Genomic DNA, 17261 nt, shown 5'->3' on the forward strand with positions numbered 1-17261 from the left:
TCAGCTCTGCGCTCCCGTGCCGCCAATCTCGCGCCAGGCCGAGGCGACATCTTCCAGCAGCCTTTCCGCCTGATCGAGGCTTTCCACGTCGTTGTGCAGGTTGGCCGCCAGCAGCAGGCGCGCCACATAATCGTAGAGCGAGCCGAGCCGCTCAGCGATCTCGCCGCCCTTCTCGGTATCAAGCGCCGCCGCCAGGCCGTTGTTGACGATATCGAGCGCCTTGGAGATGGCCTTGCCCTTCTCGGCGACATTGCCCGCCTGCAGGTGAATGCGCGCCGCCCGAATCGCGCCCTGGGCGCCATCGAACAGCATCACGATCAGCTGATGCGGGCTTGCGGACATCACGGCACTTTCCACACCAACGCGCGCATAGGCGCCGGCGCCACGGCCATAGTTGGCGGCTCCTCGCATGGCTGTCATGGCGAAACTCTCCTGTGGTTCTGGCTTCTTTTGCAGCGGCTCATACCGTCAGCAGCCGCTATTTCTTGCGCCCCAACTGGGCGTTCATGATGTCGAACTGCTGGAAAAGGTAGTCACTGACCTGATTCATGTTGGCGATCATGGCATCGAGCTGGCCAAACTGAACCCGATAGCGCTGGATCGTTTGCTCGATGCTGCGCTCCATGCGCTCGTAGCGATCCTTGAGCCCCGAAATACGCGATTCCAGGCCGCGCTTGGCGTTGTCCAGCAGGCCGCGGTCGCGCAGCACCTGATCCAGGGTATCGCCCAGCCTGCCGGCAAGCCCGCCCGACTTGTCTTCCCCGGCGAAGAACGCGGAGAGGGCCTGGGGGTCGCTGGCCACGATGCCGCTCATCTTCTGTTCGTCGAGTTTCAGCGTACCGTCGCGCTGCAGCGAAATGCCGATGTCCGACAGCATGCGAAACTGACCTTCCCCCACCCCGCCGCTGAGCACGCCGCGCAGACGCGACTCCACGGTACGCAGTGCGCCGTCGCCGAGCAGCTCGCCGGCTGCCCCGGTGTCGGCATTGAACATGGTCAACTCGCCGACCGTCTTGCGCAGGTCGTTGTAGGCCTTGACGAAACCACCCACCGCTTCGCGGATGGCCAGGGTGTTACGCTCCACTACCACCGTGGTCTTGCTGCCATCCCCCGTCACCTCTTCAAGGTCCAGCGTCACCCCCTGGATGGCGCCTTCCACGCGATTGGTCTGGCTGACGATGGCGATACCGTTCACCAGCAGGTTGGCATTGGCGGCGGCAACGGTCTGGCGCAGGCCGACATATTCCGCCGGGTATTCGTCGCCCTCTTCGCCGGGCGTAGGCGGCGCGAAGTCGAAGCGTGCATCGGTACCACCGCCCGCCAGCTCGAAGCGCATGCCGGTCACGGCGGCTTCGGTACCGGTCTTGGTGCTGGTCAGCACCAACCGGAAGGGATGCTCCGCGCTGCCATCGTTGACGATGGAGGCGCTGACGCCCCCCTTGGCCGCGTTGATCTGGTCACGAATATCCTTGAGCGAACTGTTCGCGGCAATCTTGATATCCAGCGGCGTATCCCGCCCGCCCAACTCAATCTTCAGGCTGCCGGCATCGAACCTGGCGGCCTCGGCGAACCCACCGGTCGCCAGGCTCTGCGCCCGCGCCAACGATTGCACCTTTACGTCGAAGCGCCCCGGCTGGGCTTCGCCGCTTGCCGCCGCCTTGACCCCGCTGCCGGTCACGTTGCTCGATACGCTCTGGAAGAACTTCGGGTCGTTGAGCTTGGCCGCCGACTCTTGCAGCTTGTTCAAGGCGCTCTGCAGCTTACCGTAGGCCGAGATCTTGGCCTGGTGGCTCTGCTGCTGCCGTTTGATGGGCGCCAGCTTGCCACGCTCGGCGGCGTTGAGCTGATCGAGCAGGCCGTTGAGATCGAGCCCTGAACCAATGCCTAGCGAGCTTATCGTAGCCATGACGCTTCCTTCTTGATGCCACTATTCTGGCAGGCTTCGCGCCATGAGTTCCGGTGAAAAGCCCGCATTCCAAGGGTTATTTCGCTATATCGGCAGCAGGCGCACCCACTTTAGACGACGCCTTCAGCCCAGCACTCAGGTCGACACCGCCAGCTCTTCCACCATGTCACCCAGGCGAGCGGTGACATCGCCGCGCAGCACCTCGCCCAGGGCTTCGCCGGGCGGCACCATTGCATCGGTCAGCTGTACCTGGAACGGCTTGCCCTGCTGATCGAGCCGCTGCACCCAGGCCAGCGCACCGCCAGAAAAACGCACCAGCGAGCCCACCGGGCGCAGCCCGAAGCGCTGCACGTAGCGCTTGACCCAGCGCGGATCGAACAGGTGCGGAGAGTGCAGCAGGTGACGATAGACCGCATCGATGCGCCAGGCCGGGCGGTCGGCCCGGCTGCGGCGCATGGCGTCCACCACGTCGACCACGGCGCTCATGCGCGCCAGTTCGGAAAGCCCTTTGGCAGAAGCGCCGGTCGGATAGCCGCTGCCGTCGAGACGCTCGTTGGAGCCGACCACTACCGCCTTGACGACCGCGGGCGAAAGCCACTGGCAGCGACCCAGCCGCTGCTGCAGCAGTTCCACGTGGGTCTTGAGCCGGGCGAACTCAGCGGGCTCTAGCGACGGCGCCGCCAGCAGTTCACCCGGCAGCAGCCCTTTGCCGAGGTCATGGATCATGGCGCTGGCCGCCAGCGCCTTGCGCACGTCGCGCGGCACGGCGTTGCTGCCGGCCAGCGCCAGCATGTGCACGGCCACGGCCAGGCCGTGGCGCACCAGCAGCGGCTCCTGCACCAAGCAGCGCGTGGCGAACTGCAGCGCTTCGATGTCCTCCTCGGCCAGCTGCAGCAGCATGTCGGCATGCCGCGAGAGCTGAACCGAGTCCACCTCATCGCCCTGCTGCAGCTCAAGCAGTTGCGCATCGAGGTAGCCCGCCACCCGTGCCAGGCGCCGCGCCATCGGCGTGGGGTAGTTCAACAGGTTGCGCCGGCTTACCGGCGGCGCGACTGCGGCCGACTGGCTCTGGAACAGCATCGACGGCAGGCGGCCGACGTCGGCCTCCTCGCCGTAGCGCTTCGCCTCGCGCTCGATCTCGCGCACGAAAAACCACAGTTTGCGCTCCTGATCGGCGGTGCAGGCATCGAACTTGAAGCCCACCTTGAGCGTCTGCCGGTCGGCGTCTGCCTGCTTGTGGCGCGGCACCGCCTTGACCGTGAAGCGGGTGCCGTTGGGGAAGCAGAACTCGATCTCGAACAGCAGGCCGTCGGTCAGCAGGGCGGCGGAAGAAGCCGGCAGTTCGAGCAGGCAGCCCTCCTGCGACAGATCCTTGAGATCGCCCTGCGCCGAGGCTTCGCTGTCCGTCACTGCGCTACGCAGGATGGCGCCGACCTCCATGCCCAGGCGCAGGCGTGCGCGGTAGGCTTCACGGCGCTGCAGCTCTTCCAGGTAAAGGGGGTACTCGCAGTAGCCGATCGTTCGGCCCTGCTCGGCATCGAGGCTCATTGCCTTGAGGGAAGGCGTGCGAATCATCTTGCCCTGGAACTGCCCCAGCAGGCGAAACCCCAGCCCACGCTTGAGCTCACCCACCACTTCGCGGATGGCGGAAAGATCAACGGTGAGCGATTCGCCGGGCTGCTGCTCCATGACCACCACGGGCAGCGGCGCGCTCTCGGGGGCATCGAGCAGCAGCGAAGCGCCACCCGGCTGGATCAGCTGATCCAGCAGCGCCTCGATCTCGCCCGGGCTGGTCACCCGTATGAAGTCATCCTGGTGCGGCTCCATGCTTATCGCTCACCCCTTGGTTGCATCTCTTTTCCCCATGCGCTCAGCACGAAAGAGCCAGACGAAAGGCACTCATCTATCGGCTGGCTGGAAGGCAACTTTAGCCCCGGCGGAGCGATAGCCCTGTCGTTCCAGGTAGGCGCGCAGCTGATCCAGCGGCATCGGCTTGGCGAAGAAGAAGCCCTGCAGCACGTCGCAGCCATGCGCCGCGAGGAAATCGCGCTGCTCGGCCTCCTCGATGCCTTCTGCCACCACCTCGAGCCCCAGGTGATGCGCCATGGAGATGATGCCCTGCACGATGGCGCTGTCGTGGGGATTGGTGGTCACTTCCCTGATGAAGCTGCGATCGATCTTGATCTTGCCGATCGGCAGCTGCTTCAGGTAGCTGAGGCTGGAGTAGCCGGTACCGAAATCGTCGATGGAAACTTCCACGCCCATGTCGCGCAGCTGGTGCAGGGTGGCCACCGCCGCCGCGGTATCGTTCATCAGGATGCCTTCGGTCAGCTCCAGCTCGAGGTAGTCCGGCTCAAGCCCTGTTTCCAGCAGCGCTCGCTTGAGCTTGTCGAGGAAATTGGGGCGGTGGAACTGCAGCGGCGACAGATTGACCGCGACACGAAACCGGCCGTAGCCCTCATTGCCCAGGCGGCGCATGTCACGGCAGGCCTGGCGCAGCACCCACTCGCTGATCGGGGCGATCTGCCCGGTCTCCTCGGCCAGCGGGATGAACAGCCCAGGCGAAAGATAGCCCTTCACCGGGTGCTTCCAGCGCACCAGCGCCTCGAACCCGGCCACCGATGCATCCTCTGCCCACAGCAGCGGCTGGTAATGCAGCTCGAAGTCGCCCGCCTCGATCGCCTCCTGCAGGTCGTTGCGCAACGCCATGCGCGAGCTCACCTCGGCATTGATTTCTCGGGTATAGCACTCCCAGGCGTTGCGGCCCTTCTGCTTGGCGCGATACATCGCCATGTCGGCCTGCTGGATCAGTTCGACGGGGTTCGCCAGCTCCTCCTTGAGGAAGGCGACGCCCACGCTGGCGCCGATATACAGTTCATGCTCCTCCACGCGGAAGGGCCGTCCGATGCTGGCCAGCAGCCGCTCCGCCAGCCTCAGGGCGGCGTCTTCGCTGCGCAGCTCCGGCAGCAGGATGACGAATTCGTCGCCACCGAAGCGGGCCAGCGTATCGCCGGGGTCCAGCTCCTTCGCCACGCGCCGGGCCACGTCGATCAGCACCTTGTCGCCCACCTCGTGGCCCAGGCTATCGTTGATCGGCTTGAAATCATCCAGGTCGACATACAGCACGGCCAGCTGGCGACCGTGACGCTGAGCCAGCTGAACATCGTGCAGCAGGCGGTCCTCGAACAGCGCACGGTTGGCCAGCCCGGTCAGGGCGTCGTGGCTGGCGTGGTAGGAGAGCTTCGCCTCGTAGGCCTTGCGCTCGGAAATATCGTGCAGAACGCCGACGAAGTGGGTGACCTCGCCGGAGAAGTCGCGAACCGGTGCCAGGTAGAGATTGTTCCAGAACGGCGTACCGTCCTTGCGGTAGTTGCACAAAGTGACGCTGAGCTCACGCTGCTCGGCCAATGCCCGGCGCATCTGGTCAATGGCCTGCGGATCGGTTTCGCTGCCCTGCAGCACGCTGCAGCCCTGCCCGATGATCTCACTGCGCCGATAGCCGGTGATACGCTCGAACGCCTCGTTGGCATAGATCATCGGCAGGCCGGGCGCACGCGCATCGGCGATGACGATGCCGTTGATGCTGGCTTCCACGCTGCGCTGCAGGATGCGCAGCTCGGTGTCGCGGCGGTGGCGCTCGGTCATGTCCTTGGCGATACCGTAGTAGCCGATCACCTTGCCTTCGACCACCATTGGCAGATTGGTCAGGTCGAGATAGACGCTGTGCCCCTCGGCGTGCGACACCGTGAGCGAATAGCGGAACGCCTCCCCCTCCCCCGCGGCACGCAGCTGATCGCGCAGGCGCTCGCGGTCGGCCGGCTCGATCAAGGCATCGAAGTGCTGGCCGATCAGCGACTCCAGCCGGTAGCCCGTCACCTCGGAGCAGGCCGCGTTGGCGCTGACGAAGCGGCCCGCCAGGTCCAGCGAGAACACCGCATCCGGATGGTAGGTAAACAGCGAACGGTAGCGCTGCTCGCTTTCCCGCAGCGCACGGCGGTTCTGTTCGCGCTCCACCGCCAGCGACACCAGCTCCGCCGCTTCGACGATGCGCCGCCGGTCGCTGCGCTGAGGTTCGCCGGGCTGCGCGGAATAGATGGCGAAAGTGCCCAGCAGGCGGCCGTCGCTGGCCATCACCGGGTAGGACCAGCAGGCGCGCAGGCCATGCGCCTCCGCCGCGGCATGAAAACCGCGCCACTTCGCATCCTCGGCGATATTGGCGCAGACCACGAATTCGCGCAGGTAGGCAGCGCGCCCGCAGGCGCCGTTGCCCGGGCCGATGCGCACGTCGCGCAGCGCCGTGCACCAGCTTTCGGGTAGCGACACCGTATACACCTTGCTCAGCAGCGTGCCGGTTTCGTCGCACAGCATGATCGAAGCGATGGCCCCCGGCGCCTGGGCTTCCACCAGGCGGCACACGGCCTTGAGCGTGTCGGCCAGCGGCTGGTCACGGGCGATCATGGTCTGCACACGCTGCTGCGCCCGCAGGTAGCGCTGTGCTTGTGCCAGGGCCAGCGAGCGCCGCCTGCCCAGGCTGGCCATGCCGAGGCTGAACGCCAGCAGGTAGCTAAGCAGCAGCCCGCCCAGGGCCACGCCCAGCGGCATCAGCGCAGCCAGCGGTACCATGGCCGGCTGGGCGTCGTGCGCCTGAACCAGCAGCCTCACGCCGCCGGGCAGCACGATAGAAGTGCTATGCAATAGACGCCCTTCGCTCGCCTGGTCCTGGCGGTTGTCGACCAACCTCACATCGTTGCGCCACACCGTCAGCGTCAGCGGGGTGACCAAGGCAGACAGCTCTCTCTCGACAAGACGGCGCAGATCGACCAGAGCCACCACCCGGCCGTCGGCAGGCTCAGGCAGTGGCACCACCACCAGCGTCAGCTCGGGCCGGTCCCTGTCGGGCAGCACCCAGCGGGGGTAAGGACCGCCTACCGCCAGCCAGTCGAGCAGCCAGGCGTCGCCAAGCTGTACCCACTCCGGCAGGCGCAGCTCGGCGTCACGGTCGCGTCCCGGGCCGAAGGTCTCGTCTTGGGCCTGCCAGTAGAGCGAGAGCAGTTCCGGCATGTCGCGAAAATAGGTCGCCGATTCCGTAGCACGGTAGGACGCCGGGGGAAGCCCGCCAAGGTTGGCCCAGCGTTCGGCCAGGCGCTGCAGGCTGCGCTGCTGGCCGTCCACCGCGCGCTCGCTCGCTCCCTTGAAGTGAATGAGCAGCTCGGCGGCATGGCGGCGCTGGGCGTCGGCCTGCTGCCAGGTGAGCGCATACCAGGCCAGGCTGCTGGCCAGCACGCCGCCCACCAGCGCCAGTACCGCGGCGCGATTCAGCGCCAATGGCGCGGCGGAACGTCGGCTCAGCAGCAGCATGGCAGTGCCGCACAGCAACGCGGGAAGTGCGGTGAAGGGGGTGGTAAAGGCCTGGCCCCAGGGGCTGGGTATCACCAGATACGGCCATACAACACTCAAGACGCTCAGCGCACCGATCAGGCAAATCGCGATACCGACCCAGAACCAGCCGAGGCGCGCCCGCGGGGTGGCGGTTCCGCCCATCAGGCAGGCCGATGCCATCAGCAAGGCGATGCTGGCAGCCGGTGAAAACGGCGCCGTCCCCAGCATCAGGAAATCCGCCAGCGAGGGCAGCAGAGCCGCCAGGGGGGAAGAAAGACCAAGACCCAGCAGCAGCACGCCGCAGCCCTGCGCCAGACGCACGCGCTGCAGGGTGGCAGCCAGCAGGCCGCCTCCTACCAGCGTCATCACCGGCAGGCTGGCAGCGGAAGGCTGCCACTCTCCGGGCAGGTACCAGCCGGCCAGGCCGTTGATAAGCCCCATGGCCAGCAGCAGCACCGGCACCAGAACCAGCCACGTGTGTCGCGCCACCTGCTGCGTATTATTGGGCATACCGCCTAGACTCCCCGAGAAACATGAGAGTCATATCGGCAGGTGCGGCGAGAACTTGACCTGCTCAAGCGCAGGGCGCATCGATCAATTCGACACGGTTACGGCCGGCATGCTTGGCCCGGTACAAGGCTTCGTCGGCGCGCTTCAGCGCCTCCTGGGGCGGTTCATCCTCACACAGGCGGGTCACGCCGATGCTGCTGGTCACAGGTATGCGCTGGTTGTCGCGGCTATAGAAGGCATGGTTTTCCACCGCCACCCGGATACGCTCCGCCACCTCGACCGCCCGCGCCGTGCCGCTGCCTACCAGCAGCACCACGAACTCCTCGCCGCCGTAGCGTGCGGTGCAGTCGTGCTTGCGGGTCTGACCAATGAGCACCTCGGCAAAGCGGCACAGTACCGTATCGCCCACCGAATGGCCGTGGGTGTCGTTGATGAGCTTGAAGTTGTCCAGGTCGAACATCAGCAGCGAACAGGGCACGGCGCCGGCTTCCGCCTGACCCTGGGTTTCCCGCTGCCAGGCCTGGATCTTGGTCAGGTGCACTTCCAACGCGCCGCGGTTGAACAGGCCCGTCAGCGGGTCGTGAGTGGCCTGGCGATAGAGCCGCAGCAGCAGGCTGAGCTGGAAGTGATTGGCCGCCAACGACACCATCAGCAGGCTGGAGAGCAACCACAGGCTCTCGACGCCACGACCGGTTAGCCAGGCGCCATCCACGTGCTGCGAAAAGGCCAGCAGCCCCAGCATGGCCAGCCCCGCCGCCAGCGACTCCAGCAGCGTGAAGGGAAAGATGCTGAGCGCGGCCACCAGCAGGAACGGGATGAAGCCGTAGCCGACCAGGTTCTGCACCTGGTCCGGCGGCAGCATGAACAGCACCAGCAGGTAGAACCCCGCCGGCAGCGCCAGCAGCATGCCGGCGCTGAAGCGAATGCGGCGGATGCGCTCGCCGCTCGTATATGCCAGCAGCAGCACCGCCACCAGCCCCAGCATCAGCACGATGCGGCCGACCAGGGTGTAGCGCAGCAGCTCTGAAGGAAGCACCAGGGAGTCAACCACGATCCACAGCGGCGACAGCAGCGCAAAAATCAGCCCCAGCGCCAGCACTCGGCTGCGCAGGTAGCGGGCGTGGGCAAAGGCGAAGTCGCGGGAATGGTGGCGGCTACTCAACGTGTCGCGCAGGGCGCTGAGCCCGACGAACAGCTCGTGGCCGACTTCCGGCGGCTCGGCCAGCACATCCAGGCGGCGGTTCTGATAGTGGCTCGGGTCTTGGGGTTGGCTATAGCGCATGAAGTGGCCTGCAGGAAGGAGTGCGGCACATGGCCGCGTGGCGAAAGCCGATAAATCGCTTCTTGTTGTATATCAGACGAATCGAAACATCACGAGGGTGCGAGAGTCGACGCGCGACAAGGATAGGGCTATTGCCAATTCAAGTCAGCCGCTCTATAGCCTGAAAACGGCCTTCTGCGGTGAAGACCAGGCGAAAGGTGCCGTGCACCCCCTCCCGGGTGACCACCCGGCGCAGCGCCTCGGCGGGAAAGCGCACCCGCCGGCCATCCAGACTGCGCGCCAGCACCAGCCCCGCCCGCCCCTCGTAGTGGGCCAGGCAGGCCTCGGCAGAGAGTTCCAGCACCACATCGATACTCGGCAAGGTAAGGCTCCCGGCGCTATATGCGCCCCTTCTCAATCAAGGGCATTTGCCCGTATTCTACCTCGAGCCATCAGGCGGGGCGGAAGAACCCTGCCGATCCTTCCAGGCGCCCGGCGCCTTCACGCAGGAACTCCACAGTGAACCGCAACCTACCCTCTTTCTCAGCCCGCACGGGCATCATGGCGCTGGGCCTCGGCACCGCGCTGGCATTCGGCAGCGCCACCGCCCAGGAGCCCGACTGGTCGGCCTCGCCCAGCTACGGGAGCCATCACCTTGCGGCCGGCTTCACCCCTGACCCCTGGGAACTGAACCTGCAGGCGGGAGGCTCCACGGAGGTGAACGGCAAGCTCGGGCCGGGCTGCACCGGCTTCATCATGGGCAGCGCCCCCGATGTCGACCTGCACTATACCCCAGGCAGCCTGCCGCTCTATATCACCGTCGAGGCCAGCAGCGACACCACCCTGGTGATCAACGCACCGGACGGCCGCTGGTACTGCAACGACGACTTCATCGGCCTGAACCCGCTGGTAATGTTCCAGAACCCGCAGAACGGCATGTACAACATCTGGGTCGGCGTGCACGGCAGCAACCAAATGCAGCCCGCCACGCTGAAGATCACCGAGCTCAACCCCGCCCGCTGATCGCCCCGCGCAGTAACACAGGCGGCAACTCCCCTGCCGCCTTCTAACTTGCCTGCAGTGACTCCACCTCGAACGCCACGATCTGGCGCCGCTCGCGGGAAAACTCCACCCCGACCAGGTGAATCGGCTTGCCCTGGCCGCGGTACTTGTCGGCGTAGCCCCTGGCCTTGATCTGCGCTAGGGCGCTGCCTTCGGGCAGCTGTTCCACCACCTTGAACTCGAACAGGTAGATATGCCCGGCGAAGTCCACCGTCATGTCGACCTTGCCGTGGTGGCTGGCGTCCTCCACCGTCACGTTCACGCCCAGTGCGGCGAAGTGGCTGTAGAACACGCTGGCATAGTGGCCTTCGTAACGGGCGATGGGGTTGTTGCGGTACCAGTCGTGCGGCAGACCGGCATAGAGTGCCTTGAGGTGCGCTTCCAGCCCCACCAAGTCGTGGGCACGCAGATGGGTGAACAGCGTCTTGCGTTCACGGGGAGCGCTCTCCATCCCCAGCACTGGCAGCAGTGCCTGGTTGAGGCTGGTCTCAACCTCCTGGTTGGGAAAACCCAGGGTATAGAGCCGATAGCCTAGCATCGGCTCTTCTACTTTCTTCACCGTGAGATAGCCGGTCTGGAACAGCAAGCCTTCGGTGGCGATATCGTCCACGTCGAAGCGACCCAACAGCTCAGGCTCGGTCTCCCACTGATCCAGCGCCGGGGTGAATATGCCTCGCTGCCTGAGCACCTCCACCAGGAAAGTAGGCGTGGCGCTCTCGAACCAGTAGGCGCCGAACTGGCGCTTCTGGAACAGCAGCAGCACGTCGAAGGGGTTGTAGACCGCGGTGACCTCCTGCCCGCCCCAGCGGTAGCCGTTGTACCAGCGGCGGATCTCGTCGCGCTCAAGCCCCGGCAGCTCGGGGGCGAACACCGTGTCGATGTCGGCATCGGTATACCCGCAGATCGATGCGTAAGGCGCATCAAGGGTGATGTCGTTCAGGTTGTTCAGCCCCGAGAACAGGCTCACCTTGCTGAACTTCGACACCCCGGTAAGCAGCACGAAGGCCAGGTGCGGGTCGGCGTCCTTGAGCACGCTATAGAGGTTCTTCAGCCCCTCGCGCAGCTCACGGGCGCGCTCGGGCGCCAGCAGGTTGTCGAGAATCGGCTTGTCGTACTCATCGATCAACACCACCACGCGCCGGCCATACATTTCGTGGGCCTGTTGGATAAGCTCTCGGTACTGACCGGCGATGGAGGTGTTCTGCAGCGAGAGCTGCAGTCGTTCCTTTTCGGCGCGCAGCAATTCTTCGATATGTCGATCCAGCGCTTCTCGGCTGGTCAACACTCCATCGGCGAAGCTCAGCCGAATCACCGGGTGCTGCACCTGCCAGTCCCACTTGTCGTGGATATGGAGCCCCTCGAACAGCGCCTCGCGCCCCTCGAACAGGCAGCGCAGCGTATCCAGCAGCAGGCTCTTGCCGAAGCGCCGCGGCCGCGAGAGAAAGTAGTACTTCCCCTCTTCCACCAGTCGATGGATCACCGAGGTCTTGTCAACGTAGTAGTAGCCGCCTTCACGGATGTCGGAAAACGTCTGGATACCGATGGGCAGTTTCTTGCGAGCGGCAGCGGACATGGCGCCTCCAGGCATGACGGTGCGGCAGGCCGCCAGTGTAGCACCGCAGGCGTCATAGCGGCCTGCGGTGCGCACCGGCCTTTGCCTGATTACGCCTTATCTTATCGAATGCTAGACTGACACCCTCTTGCTCAGCCGATTCAAGGCAGGACCCGATGCCAGATGCCACCGCCCTTCAGGAAGCCCTGGCCGAACTGGCGGCCCGCAGCGACGAAATCGCCGTGCTGTGGCTCTATGGCTCGCGGGCCAAGGGCACCGCAACGCCCCGCAGCGACTACGACCTGGCCGTCGCGTTTCGCAGTTTCGAGAAGGACCCGCTGGAGCGGCGCTTGCGCCCCGAGCTGCTGACGCAAGCCTGGCAGGATGCCCTGGCGCTAAAAGAGGGCCAGCTCTCCATCGTGGACATCAACCTGGCGCCGCTGCCCCTGGCGCATGTGATCATCCGCACCGGGCGCGTGCTGCAGGCCAACGATCGCCTGCGGGTGATTCGAGAGGAACAGCGCATCGGCTCCATGTGGGAGATCGACCACCTCTACCATCAGCGCCACTTCGCCTGACCGACCGAGCCGACCCCTATGGAACACGAATATATCGACGCCATGCGGGAGCACCTGGCGACCCTCACCGAGGAGCTGGAGCAGCTATCGCAGGCCGCCAAGCAACCCAGTGGGCTAAGCCCGCTGCTCTACCGGGCCGCTGAACGCAACCTGCAGCTGCTGACCGAGGCCTGTATCGGCATCGCCAAGCAGCGCCTGAAGGCACTGGGGCAGGCAGTGCCCAGCGACGCAAGGCAGGCTTTCGCCAAGCTGCACCGCCTCGGCCACGACGACAGCGGCACGCCCTGGAACAAGGTCATCGGCCTGCGCAACGCGCTGGTGCACGACTACCTCAACCTGGACGCCGGCATCGTCGAGAGCGTAATACGCCAGCGCGACTACCAGCGGCTGCTGGATTTTGCCGAGGCGCAGCTCAGGGCCTGAAATCAAGAGACAAGCCCCAGCCTTCAGAAGAAATGGCGGCCTGTCCCTGATTGGCTGCCTACTAGCCTGTAAGACAAATTCAACCCAGCATCGCCAGTGTATGCGTCCGCTGCTGTTTCACGGCATCGAGATTGAGGGGCGAACCGACATGACGGCTGTCTCCGGTTGCCGGCGATAAGAACTCAATGATCGCTGAACAGCTCTTCCAGCGTACCCGCGGTCAGGATCTTGCCGACCCACGCATCCAACTGCTCATCGCTGGCCTGCGTCAGGCGTTCTTCCGCCCAGTCAGACACGCCACCAAACTTCAGCTCGATCAACTTACGCAGGGTACCCTCGATGCCTTCGTGACGGCCCTGTAGGCGACCTTCCTGGCGACCTTCCTGACGACCTTCCTGCCGCTCCTTTTTCACCAAGTTCTCTAAATTCTCTGCAAGCATGTCCTTGTCCTCTACCAGGCTGTTTAGCTGTGCCAGATCGAGCTCGGCACCAAGCCACTGCAGGTGGCGCTTGAGCCAACGCGTGATGATTCGGTCGATGCGCTGCTTGTTGGGATCGGCCCGGATGATAACAACGACACGGTCCACGGCGCGCTGCAGGGCTTCCCAGCTCTGGCCGGCGTTTTCCACGCTGAACACGCCGCTTAGCGGGGTCTGGCGCAGCCCCAAGTCTTCGTCAGTGTAGCGCCCTTCGTCGATCAGGTAGTAGCGCAGGTGTGGCTGATAGACCCGCAGGAACGCGGGCGGTTCCGGCTGCACCATCTCGAAGATATCCCGCGGGGCCGTCCAGGGCTTCGAGCCGTTGTAGAGCACGATGGGCAAGATCGGCGGCAAGCCTTGACCCGGGGTGACAACCTTCTGCTTGAGTAGCTCGCTGTAAAAGCAGGCGACATAGTGCATCAGCCGGATCGGCATGGTGCGATCCACCGTGGACTGAAACTCCAACAGGATATAGAGGAAGACACGCTGGGGCATCCCCTCCCAGGTGATCTCCACTGACCACACCACGTCTTCGAACTTCTCCTCGAACAACGGCGTGATGTAGTGGCCGCTGTGGTTCTGGAGCGTGGTGAAGTCCATCAGCGCGGCGAGCTCGGGCGGGGCGAAGCCTTCAATCAGTTGCTGAACGAACTCCGGGTAGCTGAACAGCTCCTTGTAGCCGGTGTCGTGGTGGTTGGCGGCCATGCACCCTCCTTTCAGTTGCGGGAAGTCTACCATGACCGGCCGCGACTCCCGCGCCACCCCCTACGACTGAAGAAGGGTCACGCCGCCCGCCGCTCGAACATCTCTCGCGCCCTATGTGGGTGTCCTTTATTTCTCGTAAAGCACGTCATGCAAGGTGATACGTTGCGCTTCATTCATTCCCCCTCCCCTGTCATTGGACCTTCTACCGGAAGCTGGAGCATCGCCAGCGTATGCGACCGCTGCTGCTTTACGGCATCGTCCAGAATGCCCAGCAGCCTGTCGTAATCCTTCGGCATCTTTTCGACCATGCCGGCCGTCTCGAAGCGCTCAAGGGTGCTTTGCGTCTCGTCGATAAGGTCTTGAAGGGCATCGATCACTTGCTGGTAGTTTTCTTCGCTCATGCACTGCTCCCTTCCGAACCGGTTTGCAGCGCATGCGAGCGGGAATAGAGGCGCCGAATGCTTTCGATGGCGACCGCTTCATGGTCATCCAATGCCAGCAGCGTATCGCGCTTTCCTTCGCTCGCCCCTGTCGCGTCAACCAGTTCTTCCGAGTAGCGCCTAAGCAGATGCGCCAGGTTCATGCGGATCATGGCGATTTCAAGCTCAAACTCCGTCTGGAGGTTGGCAAGGCGACGCCTTTCCCTCGGCTCGGCGCAACACTCAATCTTGACGTTGAGCGTATCGTGAAGGAAGTTCTCGGTGGCCTTGAGCTTGGGCAACAGGTTATCCAACAACTCGCTTGACGATAGGCTCGTGTGTACCGTTGACATCTTCGACTCCTCGAAAAAAAACAGGCGCCACGAGGGCGCCTGTCGGCCTTGAAAGTGGGGCAAAGCCTGCCTGCCCCACCGGTTCAAGCCCCAGATTAACCCAGCAGCGACAGCACGGACTGCGGGATCTGGTTGGCCTGAGCCAGTACGGAAGTGCCAGCCTGCTGCAGGATCTGCGCGCGGGTCATGTTGGCCACTTCCACCGCGTAGTCGGCATCTTCGATGCGCGAACGGGCGGCAGAGAGGTTGGTCTGGGTAGTACCCAGGTTGTCGATGGCAGATTCCAGACGGTTCTGAATGGCACCGAGGTCAGAGCGCAGAGCGTCGACCTGGGACAGGGCGTCATCCAAATCACCCAGCTTGGAACGCTCGCTTTCGGTGACGGACTTGAAGGTCAACTCGCCCTGCTGGTCAACGAACACTTGACGCGCAGAGCTATCCGTCACATTGCCATTCTCTTGCACGAAACGCTCGATGGTGGAGGTCGCATCGGTGACGAAACCGCCATCAGCATTGATGTACACGTTCGTGGCATCGCTATTGACGGTGGCGTTGACAGCTACTGCAGCACCACCGAAGGCAGCACCATCATTATTTCCAGTAGTAGTGATGGTCAGCGTGCCGTCTACCACTTGCGTGGTGAAATCAGCAGGGGTATCCATATTAGTGAAAGTCGGCGAGGTGCCGAAATCACCCAGGGCAGAATCGAAATTGCCACCCAGCGCCGCCGCAAAGGCGTTCGCCACCTGTTCGCCTGTCAGACTCTGATTGGCGGTGAACGTCACGCCGTCAATTTCATAGGCATCACCCGCCTGCATGTTGCCGAAGGTGAGACTGACGCTGGCAGCATTTGTGGCATCACCATAGTTAGCAGTTCCCGTGGACTCAATCGCCTGCAGTTCACGAGATACGCTACCATTTGCTGCAATCTCATACTGATTGCCATCAACATTGACCGTGAAGGCGGAGCCTTGCATCTGCTTGGCCAGCTGATCGGCACCGATGGTGGCATTGGTAACGTTCAGATTGCCAGTGGTAGTGTCGGCGGTAAAGACGGTATCACCCATCTTGATGGTACCGCCGGTGCCGGCGTCCTGACCTGCTACTTCTGCCACAATGCCACCAGGACCACCAAAGGCCGCGCCGTCATCATTACCACTTGTCTCAAGGGTCATTGTCGCCCCTGACACAGCTGTAGCACCACCCAGATTGTTAAAATCAAGCGTGCCGAAACTGCCCGTAAATGCACCGTTGGCCACTCCTTCGATGCCGGTGTTCTGCAGCTTGGTGAAGAAAGCCGCCGCAACGTCTTCATCAGTCATCGTGCCGGACGCGGTCAGCGTCACGCCATCCAGGGTGATGGACTGACCCGCCGTCAGTGCTGAGAAGCCAACTTGCAAAGTAGCAGCATCAGTACCATCCCCAAACGATTCAGAGATAGACGGTGCGGTTGGAGCTGCGACTCCTTGGCTACCCATGCTTTCCAGCACGTTTTCCAACTTGGCCTGCTGCAATGAGCCGCTGCTGTTGGTCTGGGTCAGGTTGCCATCTGCCGTCAGGTACAGCACCGCGCCAGATTCCTTAGCGGTCAGGTTTCCTTCGCTATCGACTATGACGTTCTGAGTGCCACCATTGGGAGCACCCTGGATGGTAATGGTCAGCTCAGTGGTTTCACCTGCCTTGCTGGGTACCAGGTGAGACAGAGCGTCAGCCATATCAACGCCGGCAGCATCAAAGCTATAGCTGTTGGTGGCGGCGTTGAAGGTATAGCCGTCCGTTGCAGCGACATTAAACCCAGTATTGGTGCCGCTGAAGCTCACGACACTGCCGTTAGTCACTGAACCAAGTACATTAGAGGCTTTAGCCTCGACGTTCTGCAGTACATTGGTGAAGCGTTCAACCCCGTTGGAGGTGCCTTGCGCCTGGAAGCCAGCCAGAACGAGGTCATTGCGCGAAGCAGCGGCGTTAGCGATTTCGCCCTTGCCAGTCACATTGAAGCCTTCCAGGCCCAGCGTCTTGACGTTGATTTCCTTCAGACCAATGGAAATCACTTCGCCATCGTTGGCACCGACCTGAATCCGCATGTTGTTGTCGGACTGCAGCACCTTGGTGCCGTTGAAGTTGGTCTCGTCGGAGATGCGGTTGATCTCGTTCAGGCGCTGGTCGATTTCGTTCTGGATCGACTGGCGGTCTTCGGCGGAGTTGGTGCCGTTTTCAGCCTGAACGGCCAGCTCACGAATACGCTGAAGGTTGTCGTTGATCTGGTTCAGGGCACCTTCGGCGGTCTGGGCAACGGAGATACCGTCGTTGGCGTTACGCTGCGCCTGGGCCAGACCGGTGATCTGGGAAGACATACGGTTGGCGATGGCCTGACCGGCCGCATCATCCTTGGCGCTGTTGATGCGCAGGCCGGAGGAGAGGCGCTCCATGGAGGTCTGCAGGGCGGACTGGCTCTTCTGCAGGTTGGACTGCCCGATCATCGACGTGATGTTGGTATTGATGACTGACATAGTGTCATTCCTTCTTTCGTTGAGGGCTCCATTGGCGGGCCCACTGAACCTTGTTTCGCCGGCCCAGCATCTCGGGCCTACCTCAACGGCGCCGTTGGCCGTTACCCTTATTAACGGCGCCCCA

The 17261-nt window shown here is 63.4% G+C and carries 14 protein-coding genes; 3 read left to right on the forward strand and 11 right to left on the reverse strand.

The window, feature by feature from the left end:
* The 6 genes from fliS to ACT7B3_RS10245 form a co-directional block, all read right to left on the reverse strand.
* Nucleotides 1-420, reverse strand: a complete 420-nt coding sequence (gene fliS, locus ACT7B3_RS10220) for a flagellar export chaperone FliS (protein WP_444677489.1) — start codon at nucleotides 418-420, stop codon at nucleotides 1-3.
* A 58-nt stretch (nucleotides 421-478) separates the two neighbouring features.
* Nucleotides 479-1906, reverse strand: coding sequence for a flagellar filament capping protein FliD (fliD, locus tag ACT7B3_RS10225; protein WP_445157864.1), 1428 nt, complete (start codon nucleotides 1904-1906; stop codon nucleotides 479-481).
* A gap of 135 nt (nucleotides 1907-2041) precedes the next feature.
* Nucleotides 2042-3733 carry an HD domain-containing phosphohydrolase gene (locus ACT7B3_RS10230; RefSeq protein WP_445157865.1) on the reverse strand — a complete coding sequence of 564 codons (1692 nt, stop codon included), beginning with the start codon at nucleotides 3731-3733 and terminating at the stop codon, nucleotides 2042-2044.
* A 72-nt stretch (nucleotides 3734-3805) separates the two neighbouring features.
* Nucleotides 3806-7795 carry an EAL domain-containing protein gene (locus ACT7B3_RS10235; protein WP_445157866.1) on the reverse strand — a complete coding sequence of 1330 codons (3990 nt, stop codon included), beginning with the start codon at nucleotides 7793-7795 and terminating at the stop codon, nucleotides 3806-3808.
* A 64-nt stretch (nucleotides 7796-7859) separates the two neighbouring features.
* Entirely contained in the window at nucleotides 7860-9077 is a 1218-nt protein-coding gene (locus tag ACT7B3_RS10240; RefSeq protein ID WP_445157867.1) for a GGDEF domain-containing protein, read from the reverse strand.
* Nucleotides 9078-9216: 139 nt separating this feature from the next.
* A complete protein-coding gene (locus tag ACT7B3_RS10245) occupies nucleotides 9217-9438 on the reverse strand; it encodes a DUF2835 domain-containing protein (RefSeq protein WP_445157868.1) in 222 nt (73 codons plus the stop codon).
* 137 nt (nucleotides 9439-9575) lie between these two features.
* On the opposite strand from ACT7B3_RS10245, the gene ACT7B3_RS10250 reads away from it, so the two are divergent.
* A complete protein-coding gene (locus ACT7B3_RS10250) occupies nucleotides 9576-10079 on the forward strand; it encodes a hypothetical protein (protein WP_445157869.1) in 504 nt (167 codons plus the stop codon).
* Nucleotides 10080-10122: 43 nt separating this feature from the next.
* Here the strand turns inward: ACT7B3_RS10250 and ACT7B3_RS10255 are convergent, their stop codons facing one another.
* Nucleotides 10123-11691, reverse strand: a complete 1569-nt coding sequence (locus ACT7B3_RS10255) for an ATP-binding protein (RefSeq protein WP_445157870.1) — start codon at nucleotides 11689-11691, stop codon at nucleotides 10123-10125.
* Nucleotides 11692-11846: 155 nt separating this feature from the next.
* Here ACT7B3_RS10255 and mntA point away from each other — a divergent pair, with 155 nt between their 5' ends.
* Nucleotides 11847-12248 (forward strand): type VII toxin-antitoxin system MntA family adenylyltransferase antitoxin, encoded by a 402-nt coding sequence (mntA, locus tag ACT7B3_RS10260; protein WP_445157871.1) that lies wholly within the window; start codon nucleotides 11847-11849, stop codon nucleotides 12246-12248.
* Nucleotides 12249-12266: 18 nt separating this feature from the next.
* The gene (gene hepT / locus ACT7B3_RS10265; RefSeq protein WP_445157872.1) at nucleotides 12267-12671 is read left to right on the forward strand and encodes a type VII toxin-antitoxin system HepT family RNase toxin; all 405 of its coding nucleotides are present in this window, start codon (nucleotides 12267-12269) and stop codon (nucleotides 12669-12671) included.
* A 182-nt stretch (nucleotides 12672-12853) separates the two neighbouring features.
* On the opposite strand, the gene ACT7B3_RS10270 is transcribed toward hepT, so the two are convergent.
* The 4 genes from ACT7B3_RS10270 to ACT7B3_RS10285 form a co-directional block, all read right to left on the reverse strand.
* Nucleotides 12854-13855 (reverse strand): Rpn family recombination-promoting nuclease/putative transposase, encoded by a 1002-nt coding sequence (locus ACT7B3_RS10270; RefSeq protein WP_445157873.1) that lies wholly within the window; start codon nucleotides 13853-13855, stop codon nucleotides 12854-12856.
* Nucleotides 13856-14028: 173 nt separating this feature from the next.
* On the reverse strand, nucleotides 14029-14256 hold the full coding sequence (locus ACT7B3_RS10275) for a hypothetical protein (RefSeq protein WP_445157874.1): 228 nt from the start codon (nucleotides 14254-14256) through the stop codon (nucleotides 14029-14031).
* Nucleotides 14253-14627, reverse strand: coding sequence for a hypothetical protein (locus tag ACT7B3_RS10280; protein ID WP_445157875.1), 375 nt, complete (start codon nucleotides 14625-14627; stop codon nucleotides 14253-14255). The genes ACT7B3_RS10275 and ACT7B3_RS10280 overlap by 4 nt, the downstream gene beginning before the upstream one ends.
* Before the next feature lie 95 nt (nucleotides 14628-14722).
* Entirely contained in the window at nucleotides 14723-17137 is a 2415-nt protein-coding gene (locus ACT7B3_RS10285) for a flagellin N-terminal helical domain-containing protein (RefSeq protein ID WP_445157876.1), read from the reverse strand.
* Between the last annotated feature and the right edge of the window lie 124 nt (nucleotides 17138-17261).

This window comes from Halomonas sp. E14 (assembly GCF_052568415.1).